3 protein-coding genes are annotated in these 2,457 nt (G+C 58.6%); all 3 read right to left on the bottom strand.

Annotation, left to right across the window (positions count from 1 at the left end; all coding sequences use genetic code 11):
- Positions 1 to 551: 551 nt before the first annotated feature.
- The 3 genes from E8D38_RS27395 to E8D38_RS27405 are packed head-to-tail and all read right to left on the bottom strand — an operon-like array spanning position 552 to position 1,826.
- A complete protein-coding gene (locus E8D38_RS27395; protein ID WP_181179535.1) occupies positions 552 to 1,106 on the bottom strand; it encodes a hypothetical protein in 555 nt (184 codons plus the stop codon).
- Between the two features lie 4 nt (positions 1,107 to 1,110).
- Positions 1,111 to 1,458, bottom strand: coding sequence for a hypothetical protein (locus E8D38_RS27400; protein WP_140637446.1), 348 nt, complete (start codon positions 1,456 to 1,458; stop codon positions 1,111 to 1,113).
- Positions 1,455 to 1,826, bottom strand: a complete 372-nt coding sequence (locus tag E8D38_RS27405; protein WP_140637447.1) for a hypothetical protein — start codon at positions 1,824 to 1,826, stop codon at positions 1,455 to 1,457. The genes E8D38_RS27400 and E8D38_RS27405 overlap by 4 nt, the downstream gene beginning before the upstream one ends.
- Positions 1,827 to 2,457 lie beyond the last annotated feature (631 nt).

The raw sequence follows: 2,457 nt of genomic DNA on the forward strand, positions 1-2,457 counted from the left end.
CAGGGCGCCTGAGTGCTGCTCTGGCGCGCACATGTCGGCAACGACGCAGCAAGGGCCGCGCCGCTGGGCTCACGGAAGCTCGGGTGCTTGCGTGCCGTGGGCCTGCTCGTCTTAGGCGGCAAGTAGCCAACCTGCCAGTGAGCTGCCCGTTAGCTTCAGTGAGCGCGTACACGGGCATTGGGGTCCCTTGCCAGTCGGATGCCCACGCTGTTGAGCACGAAGCTCGCCGACCTCTACCCTATCCACAAACGTGATGAGGATCCGAGTCCGATCATCTGCGACGTCGGAACGAGACTGACTGCTGCCGATCGATCTTGATTGCCGAATGACGGCGGTCGCCGAAACCGGTCGGCGAGAGCTCGTCGGAGCGACGGGCCGCTCCACCTCCAGACTTGACGCTCACCAGCCCACCACCTGCGACACCAACGGCCAGACGCGAAAGCACCATCGCAGGCTTTCGCGATGCTTGATCGCTCGACCGCTGGACAGCGAAAGTGGCTCCGGGACGAGTCGAATGAACTGGCAGCAGACGATCCGACGACTTGGGCCCCTCACCTACGCATCGCGCCTCTATCCAGGCGGGTGAAGGCTAAAGGCTCCCAGGCAAACTCAAACAGTGCACGCAGGATGTCATCGATTGTCTTCTCTCGTTGAGAGGGCGTCGGCTCGTTCACCATATCGAGAATACGGCGGAGATCCGGCAACTCGCGACTCAAACTGCGCTGACCATGAACTCCGGAGATCCTGCAGGCAATGACATATAGCTCAGGGGGCAGTCCCTTCTCCTCGAAAACAAGCTCCCAGCGAGCACTCGTAATGGCCGCGCCATCCGCATGCCTCAAGACTGATCCAAGCTTTCTCTTTGCGATCGCCACTTCAAGCTCACCGGATTCAGAGGCAATCAACCCTGGTTTCCATCTGCCTTGCTGGTAGACAGCAATTAACCTCAGCTCTTCTTGCGGCGAGAGCGTGTGAATGACAAGCGTGTGCCGTAGGCCGTCAGTGCGGGCTTCGAAGATTTCGATTGCGCTTCGTGGCTCTGAAGGTAAGCCCGCCAACACGGGACGGAATGGCAGCCCCAGTCCCGCGAACAAATGGACGACCAAGCGCCTATTGTTTTGCATTTGCCAACTCCACGACTGTTGCATTCGGCGAGGGGGTATACAGTTTCTTTGGGTCGAACCGTGCAATAGACGGAAGCAGTTCATCTTTGCGGCGCCGTTGTTCCTCAAAGAGTTCTATGCGTGCCTCAAGCTCCTTGACCTTGGTTTTGAGTTTCTCTATGTTCTCTGTGTCTTGCCTCAATGATTGAATCTGCGCATTTAGGAACGCCATCTGCCTCTCTTGCAGCTTGTCCGTAACCACGTACGTTGTTCCACAAACGAAAAAACCCACCACCAAAGCGGTCGGAAGATGCTGTTGAATGAAGAGCCGCGCCTCTTCCAGATCTAAGCTCATGGTTTTTCCTTGAGCATGGTTGGAATCAGACTTGAGAGCCCCCCCTCGTATCCGTTCGGCGGGAAAGTCCGGTTCTCGAAATGGAAGACCTTGCCGTTGCGCAATCCAAGTGTTGCCACAGCCAAGGACAAGAGTTCCTCCTCGCCCCCTTTCTTGCGCTTGACAGGTGCAACCGCGAAAAGAAGCTTCAGCTCTGCCTTCCCAGTTGGATCGATCGCAAAGCCTTGTGCGGCGTGAATCACTCCGACAACTTTCTGCTCGAACACGACCTTGAGGCTCGCGTCTTCGCAGACCACTTCATAGGAAACGAGGGTACTGGAGGATTGCGCGTTCGCAGGGAGCGGCCAAGCCAACATGGTCGCGGCCAACGCGAGGGCTGCGTGTAGTCTGGGCCAACATGTCATGCCTGACTCTCCTCGAGGATAGTTCGAGCGCATGCTCGCAGCCGACGGCTGTTCAGATCGATGAGCACGACCGCACGGGGGCAGTGCCACACGCGGCACTTCTGCACTACGTCGGCCATCTTTGCAGACGGTGAAGGATAGGAAGGCAACGTCGCGCTGTCTATCCCCACTCGGTGTGACGTCGATGATGGTGCGCTCGTGTGCGAGCGGCCCCTCGTGGGAGTGGTCACGGCATACAGCTGGGCAATTTACTGACGTTGGGCTGAGCTTCGTGCCATCGGTAGTCAACAGAGCCCTCACCGCGAAGGACAGTTGTCGAGTTCAGGTGCAACCACACAGTCACGGCCATGTGCCGACGGTCAGGTCACGGCCGGCAGCTTCCCGCCATGGCGGCAATCGCGTCTGCTATGCGCATGGGCCGGACGTGATCCGCTTGCCGGACGCGAGCAGGCCATGCGGACACCGTGATGCACTAAGGATGCGCTGATCAATGAGCGCCGTCGCTCGAGTTGAACCGATGCAACGCCACGATGACATTGCGTACGCCGTGAACCACGCGGTGCGTGGCCTCACAGCGATGTCTGAATCCTCTTTC

Source organism: Methylibium rhizosphaerae (assembly GCF_006386545.1).
Lineage (GTDB): Bacteria > Pseudomonadota > Gammaproteobacteria > Burkholderiales > Burkholderiaceae_C > Pseudorivibacter > Pseudorivibacter rhizosphaerae.